Below are 7,024 nucleotides of genomic sequence, written 5' to 3'. Positions count from 1 at the left end.
TCGACACCGTCCTGCAAGCCCGCCATGCCCTGCTCGTCGGCGCCCGGCAGCTTGTCCAGGACGATCGACTTGCCGGACGGCAAGGTCAGCCGCGTCCATTCGACCCGCAGTCGGCTTTGGCCGTTCTTGATCTCGACGTCGTAGGCGCCCGTAAGCCGCGAGCCCTTGGGGATCAGAAGATAGCCGCCGCCAAGGCTATCGAAGACGTCCTGGGTGACCTGGGCGATCGCCAGGCCCGGCACGTCGGATCGCAAACCCGTCACGAGCGCGGCGGGGATGACCGCGCCGACCTGCAGCACATAGGGCGAGGCCGGCGCCTGCAGCCGCTCGGCGCTGGTCAGGCGAGCATCGCTAGCCCCCGGAGCGCCCGCCTCAGCTCCGGCCGCGTCCTGGGCGATCGCCGCGACCTGGGCCGCCTGGCTAACGCCACGCCCTACGGCGACGACGAAGAGCCCGCTCTGGATCGCGGCGCGTCGGGCCTCTCGCCGGGCCTCGGCCATCGGATCGACCATCGTCGGCGCCCCGCCTGCGGCGCCGCCGACCGCTGGCGCGCCTTCGGCCTGCGCGGCCGCCGCCGGCTCGGCGTCAGCCTGCCGAGCCCGCGCGGCGCTCAGCATCGGTCGCCCCAAGTCGCCGGGCAGCGGCGGCCCCAGGACGGGCGTGCCGGCGGCGCCGACATAGCCGCGCGGCAAGGCGGTGACGGTTTCAGGCGGCGGCGCCGTCGTCAGCCTCGGCTCGGGCGGCGCCGCCTTGCGCCTCTCCATCAGCGACCAGCCCAGCGCGCCAGCGATCCCGGCGATCAGGACGGCCCCGACGACCACCAGAGCCCGCCGCGACACCCGGGCCACGGGCACAGGCGCGCCGCGCAGGCGCAGGGTCTTGGCGATGGCCTGCTCGGCCTGATCGGCGTCCTGGCTCATCGGCCGGCCTCCTGGTTGGGGGTGGTGCGGGTGATGCGAACCGCTTGGCTGCGCCGCTTGGTGCCCAGCCGAAGCTCGGCCCGGTCGAGGAGACGATCGACGATGATCCGCCGCCCTTCGACGCGGTAGTTGATCAGCTCGGCCGTCTTGCCGTCGGGGCCGATGCGGTAAAGCGGCGGCAGGTCGTCCATCGCCACCGCCGGACCGAAGTCGACGAAGAGGCGCTGGCCATCGTCCGACACGGCCACGGGGCGCCAGGCCGGATGGCCGCCGCTGATGCGATAGGCGGTGTTCAGCGTCCGCTCCGGCGGCTCCGGCGCCGGCGCCACGACCACGTCCGCGGGCGCTGCGGAGAGCGGCCCTTGGATCTGCACCGTCGCTGTCTGGCCTGCGACCTCATATCGCCAGGAGACCTGGGAATGCCAGGTCCTGGCCGAGGCTCGAAGCTCCAGGTGATAGGTCCGGCGGTCGGTATTGATGATCAGGTTGGTGGCCAGGTCCGAAGCTGTCGGCTTGACCATGACATGGACCTGTTGGGACGCGCCACGGCCGCTCACCGTATCGCCGATCACCCAGCGGGCGGTGTCGCCGGCCGCCACCGGGCCGGACCCGACGAGGACTTCGCCAGGCTCCAGCACGATGTCGGTGATCCGACCGGGCGTTGCGATGACGGGATAGATCGTCTCCGACCGATAGTCGAAGCGCTTGGCGCCGCCGGGGACTTCCAGCTGGGCGGAAGGCCCGGCCAAGACGACCGTCGGAACGGCCAGCACCAGGCCGGCCATCAGGACAAAGCGGGTCATGCGCCGAACTCCTTGGACCAGGCGATACCGGAGACGAAGACGCCCAGCGGATTGGCCCGCAGGCCCTCGGGCGTGCGCGGTGGGACGAGATTGACCGTCAGGATGGCGCTCCAGCGCTCTGTCGCCGTCAGCTGCCCTTCGGCATAGCGCTGCTCGGTCCAGGTGACCCGGAAGCTGTTAGGCGTGGCCCGCACCACGCTGCTCACCGTGACCACCACCTGAGCCCGCCCGACCTGGGCGAAGGGGTCTGCGCGCCGCGCATAGTCCGACAGCGCCGCCGCGCCGGCCGCGTCGGTGAACTCATAGGCCCGCAGCCAGGCCTGGCGCATGACCACCGGGTCGGTGGAAACCGCGCGCACGTCGGTGATGAACCGCGCCAGGGTCCAGGCGATCATCGGGTCGGTGGGCCTGGCGCCCTGGACCGCCGGCGCGACGACGCGCGGCTCGCCCAGGCGGTCGACCTCCACCACCCACGGCGTCACCGCGCCGCGCGTAGCCAGCCAGGCCAGGCTCCCGCAGAGGGCGGTGTTGGCCATCAGCAGGCCCAGCGCCGCCAGGCGCCAGTTGGCGGCCTGCACGCGGGCCGAGCCGATCCGCTCGTCCCAGGCCTGACCTGCCCGCTGATAGGGGGTCTCAGGTTCGGGCGACGCGCCATAGCGCGCCGCTCCCTTGAACGGGTTCATCCTAGTCCTCCTTCAGGCTGGGGGCGGCGTCGCCGCCTTGATGGTCGCCGCCGCCGGCGGCGTGGGCGGCGATCTCCAGGCCGTGGGCCAGGGCGTGGCGGTCCTTCAGCGCCTGGGCCCAGACCGGGGCCATCGGCGCGCCGCCGCCGCCCTCGCCGCCTTCGTCGTCGCTGCTGGCCTTCGGCGGCGGCAGGGAGAAACCCGCGCCGCCACCGCCGCCATTGTCGCCGGGCGGCGGCAGTCGCGGCGGCCCGGAAGGACCACTATCGGACGGCGGCAGCGATCCACCGCCTGGCGGAGGCAGACGACCGCCCGCCGCGCCGGCGGCGCCGGCCGCGCCCCCGCCGCCAAAGCCGCCGACGGAAAGGCCCGAGACCGCGCCGGCCGCCATCTGGGCCGCGCCAGCCGCGGCCATGGCCATGCCGGCGACCGCCATGCCCGTTCCGACGGCGGTGCCCGCGCCCAGTTGCGGCGCGCCGGAGACCATGCCCGAGGCGATGCCGGGTCCGAAGATCGACAGGCCCAGCAGGGTCAGGGCCGCCAGGGCCATGGCCAGGACCTGTTCAAGGGTCGGCTGGCCTGCGGCTTGGCTGGTGAAATCGGAAAAGAGCGTCGAGCCGATACCGACGATGACCGCCAGCACCATGACTTTCACTCCCGAGGCCATGACGTTGCCCAGGACCTTTTCGGCCAGGAAGGCGGTGCGGCCAAAGAGGCCAAAGGGAACCAGGACGAACCCGCAGAGGCTGACCAACTTGAACTCGATCAGCACCACGAAGATCTGCACGGCGATGATGAAAAACGAGACGATCACCAGGATCGCCACCGCCAGCAGGATCAGAATCTGGACGATGTTTTCGAAAAAGCCGGGAAAGCCGCCCAGGTCGCTGGCCGCCTGCAGGATCGGCTTGCAGGCCTCAACGCCCAGGGCCGCCAGCTTGCCTGGCCGCAAGAAGTCATCGGCCGAGGCCCCTACCCCGCCCGCCTTCAGCCCAAGCCCCGAAAAGCTTCTCAGGACGATGCCGGTCAGGGTGTGGAAGTTGCCGATCAGGAAGGCGAAGAAGCCGACATAGAGGGTCTTCTTGACCAGCCTCGCCAGCACATCCTCGCCATGCGCCCAGGCCCAGAAGAGCGCGGCCATGGTGACGTCGATGGCCACCAGGGTCGTCGACAGGAAGGCGACCTCTCCGCCGAGCAGGCCAAACCCGCTGTCGATATAGGCCCCATAGGTGTCGAAGAAGCGGTCGATGACGCCGGTGTCGTTCATGACCGGCCACCGCCGAAGAACCGCGCCCGAGCGTTGGCCCAGGCCTGACGGCAGGCCGCGTCCTTGGCGGCCTCCCCAGAGTCGCGACATCGCGCCAGCTCGCCCGAGCCATCGGCTGGGACGGACGCTAGGCGCGACGCCGCCGGCGGTTCGTCCCGCCCGCGGACGGCGACGACGACAGCGCCGACCAGGATCCAGGCGCCGAGGCTAAGACCGATCGCCCACCTCATTGTTCGCTCGCCCCCATGAACTTGGCGAAGCGGGCCTTGGCGTCGGCCCGAGCGGCAGCTTGGTTGGCGGCCTCAAGGGCCTGGGCGCGGCCCTGGGCGGCGGAAAGCGCGATGAGGTCGGCCAGCAGTTGCGACTGGACGGCCAGCAGCTGATTTCCGGCCTGCGCGGCCTGCAGGCCGCCAACCGCGCCCTGGCTGACTGATACCAGGCTCGTCAGTTGGTCGCGGCTGGCGCCCAGCCCCTCGACGACGCCGGCCTGGAGCTTCAGGGCGTCTTGGAAGCCGGCCATCGCCATCGTCCAGCGCGCGTCGGCCCGAACGGTCAGGTCTGTGTCGGAGGCCGACAGCGAAACCTGGCCGTAGTTGGTGGTGAAGGCGGCCTGGATCGAGGCGACGTCATAGGCCAGGGCCTGGGCTTGTCCGAGAAGCTCTCGCGTCCGATCGACCTGGGACTGCAGCGTCGCCAGGGTCGAATACGGCAGGCTCGCCAGGGTCTTGGCCTGGCCGATCAGCATCTGCGCCTCGTTTTGCAGCGAGCTGATCTGGTTGTTAATGGTTTGCAGGGCGCGAGCGGCCTGCAGGACGTTCTGGGCGTAGTTGGTCGGATCGAAGACGACGATCCGGGCCTGGGCAGCAGGCGGCGCCAGCACCCGGCCGGCTGTGACGGGCGCGGCCAGCAGCGCCGCCGCCAAGCGGCGTCGGGAAATGGTCATGACGGGCTCTCCGATGAGGAAGGGTAAGCGCCCGCCGCCCCCGAAGTCAGAAGGTCGGCCGCCCAGGGCAAGCCTCGCAGTCGCAGCCAGGCGGCCGCGAACCCCGCACGCCCGACGGCGGCCAGCACCGCACCGATAGCGGTCTGGTCGGCCTTGGAGGACGCCGCACAGAAGGCCAGGGCCACGGGCCCCAGGCCCAGGTCGAACAAGCGATCGCCGACCCGAGATTGCAGGTAGTAGTCCCGCGTGGGTGTGGCCCGGGCGAGGATCTCGATTTGCCGGTCGTTGAGTCCGAAGCGGGCGTAGGCGGCCGCGCCCTGCGGCTCCGTCGCCCGAGGGTTCGGAAGGAAGATCCTCGTCGGGCAGCTTTCGACGATCGAGGCGGCGATGGGGCTGCCCGTCACGTCGGCCAGCGACTGGGTGGCGAAGATCACCGAGGCGTTCTTCTTGCGCAGGGTCTTGAGCCACTCGCGCAGCTGGGCGCCGAAGGCCGGGTCGTCGAGCGCCAGCCAGCCCTCGTCGATCAGGATTAGAGTGGGCCGGCCATCGAGCCGGTAGCCGATGCGGTGGAAGAGATAGGTCAGGACCGCGGGGGCCGCGGCGCTCCTGGCCAGACCCTCGGTCTCGAACACCTGGACGTCGGCGCCGCCCAGGGCCTCGCCCGCCCCGTCCAGCAGCCGGCCGAACGGCCCGCCCAGGACGAAGGGGGCCAGGGCCGCCTTCAAGGGCTGGCTGGCCAGCAGGGCCACCAGGCCCGTCAGGGTGCGCTCGACGACAGGGGCGCTAGCGAGGCTCCCCAGCGCCGCCCAGATGTGCTCACGCACAGCCGGGGTAATCTCCACGCTTTCGCGGGCTAGAACGGCGGCCAGCCAGCCGGCGGCCCAGGCCCGTTCGTCCGGCTCGTCGATCCGCGCCAAGGGCTGGAGCGTCACCGCTCCGCCGTCTCCGGACAGGTCGTGGAAATCCCCGCCCATGCCCAGCGCGGCCGCACGGCTGGACGCCCCGAAATCGAAAGCGAAGATCTGGCTCCTGGCGTAACGGCGAAACTGCAGGGCCAGGAGCGCCAGCAGCACGCTCTTGCCCGCGCCGGTCGGCCCCACCACCAAGGTGTGGCCGACATCGCCGACATGCAGGCTGAGGCGAAAGGGCGTCGAGCCGGCGGTGCGGGCCAGCAGTAGCGGCGGCCCGTCCAGATGAGCATTGCGCGCAGGCCCGGCCCAGACCGCTGACATCGGCGCGATGTGGGCCAGGTTCAGGGTCGAGAGCGGCGGCTGACGGAGATTGGCGTAGACATGACCGGGGATCGTGCCCAGCCAGGCTTCCACGGCGTTGACGCTCTCACGGATGACGGCGAAGTCGCGGGCCTGGATGACCTTCTCGACCAGGGCCAGCTTGGCGTCCGCGAGCGCCGGATCCTCGTCCCATACCACCAGGGTGGCGGTCACATAGGCGTAGGCGACCGCGTCCCCGCCCAGGTCCTGCAGGGCCAGGTCGGCATCGACGGCCTTGTTGGCCGCATCGCTGTCGACCAGCGGCGAAGGCTCCTGGGTCAGAGCCTCGCGCAGCAGGACCAACACCGACTTGCGCTTGGCGAACCACTGGCGGCGGATCTTGCCCAGCAGCGCGGTCGCGTCGGTCTTGTCCAGGCACAGCGCCCGGGTGCTCCAGCGGTAGGCGATCCCCAGCCGGTTCAGCTCGTCGAGCAGGCCCGGGGTCGTTGAGGCCGGAAAGCCGGTCAGGGTCAGGACCCGCAAGTGGACCCGACCAAGGCGGGGTTGCAGACCGCCAGCCAGCGGCTCGGTGGCCAGCAGCGCGTCCAGCTGCATCGGCGTCTGCGGCACTGCGACGCGCTGGCGCACCGTCGAGATCGCCCCGTGCAGGAAGCTCAGGGTCTGGCCGTCATCCAGCCAGCCGACCTTGGGCATCAGCCCGTCGAGCAGGGCCAGCAGGCGGTCGGAGCGGTCGACGAATCCGGAGAGCTCGGCGCGCCAGTCGAGCCTCGCGCCTGCCCGCCCCTCGACGAAAAGGCCCTCGACCCGGCCCCGCCGATCGGCCGGCGGCAGATAGGTCAGGGTCAGGTAGTAGCGGCTTTCGAAGTGCTCGCCGGTCTCGACGAAGGCGGCCTTGCGCTCTGCTTCGACGAGGGTCGAGACCGGATCGGGAAAGGTGCTTTCGGGATAGGCGCCGGCCGGATCACGGCGAGCTTCGACGAACAGCGCCCAGCCAGAGCCCAGCCGACGCAAGGCGCCGTTCAGACGCGCGGCGACGGCGGCGACCTCGGCGTCGGTCGCCGAGTCCAGGTCCGGCCCGCGGAACTCAGCGGTGCGCTGGAACGAGCCGTCCTTGTTCAAAACCACGCCCGGCGCGATCAGGGCGGCCCAGGGCAGGAAGTCGGCCAGACGCGCCGG

Annotated in this window: 7 protein-coding genes; all 7 read right to left on the bottom strand. The window is 71.2% G+C overall.

All coding sequences use genetic code 11. From position 1 onward, the window contains the following. The coding region (locus tag SGCZBJ_RS07325) for a TraB/TrbI/VirB10 family type IV secretion system protein (RefSeq protein WP_101717376.1) at positions 1-920 on the bottom strand (920 nt) is incomplete at its 3' end. Further along, positions 917-1,723 (bottom strand): P-type conjugative transfer protein TrbG, encoded by an 807-nt coding sequence (gene trbG, locus SGCZBJ_RS07320; RefSeq protein WP_101717375.1) that lies wholly within the window; start codon positions 1,721-1,723, stop codon positions 917-919. The genes trbG and SGCZBJ_RS07325, both read right to left, overlap by 4 nt. Next, positions 1,720-2,406 carry a conjugal transfer protein TrbF gene (trbF, locus tag SGCZBJ_RS07315; RefSeq protein WP_101717374.1) on the bottom strand — a complete coding sequence of 229 codons (687 nt, stop codon included), beginning with the start codon at positions 2,404-2,406 and terminating at the stop codon, positions 1,720-1,722. Before trbF ends, trbG begins: the two co-directional genes overlap by 4 nt. 1 nt (position 2,407) lies before the next feature. Then, complete coding sequence (gene trbL / locus SGCZBJ_RS07310; RefSeq protein ID WP_101717373.1) at positions 2,408-3,673, bottom strand: P-type conjugative transfer protein TrbL; 1,266 nt, start codon at positions 3,671-3,673, stop codon at positions 2,408-2,410. Further along, positions 3,670-3,903 carry a putative entry exclusion protein TrbK-alt gene (gene trbK-alt / locus SGCZBJ_RS07305; protein ID WP_101717372.1) on the bottom strand — a complete coding sequence of 78 codons (234 nt, stop codon included), beginning with the start codon at positions 3,901-3,903 and terminating at the stop codon, positions 3,670-3,672. The genes trbL and trbK-alt overlap by 4 nt, the downstream gene beginning before the upstream one ends. After that, positions 3,900-4,616: a P-type conjugative transfer protein TrbJ gene (gene trbJ, locus SGCZBJ_RS07300; protein WP_101717371.1), complete on the bottom strand. Its 717-nt coding sequence runs from the start codon at positions 4,614-4,616 to the stop codon at positions 3,900-3,902. Before trbJ ends, trbK-alt begins: the two co-directional genes overlap by 4 nt. Further along, a partial coding sequence (trbE, locus tag SGCZBJ_RS07295) for a conjugal transfer protein TrbE (protein WP_101717370.1) occupies positions 4,613-7,024 on the bottom strand: 2,412 nt, incomplete at its 5' end. The genes trbJ and trbE, both read right to left, overlap by 4 nt.

The organism is Caulobacter zeae (assembly GCF_002858925.1).
GTDB classification, from domain to species: domain Bacteria; phylum Pseudomonadota; class Alphaproteobacteria; order Caulobacterales; family Caulobacteraceae; genus Caulobacter; species Caulobacter zeae.
This window is presented reverse-complemented; position numbering and strand designations above follow the sequence as displayed.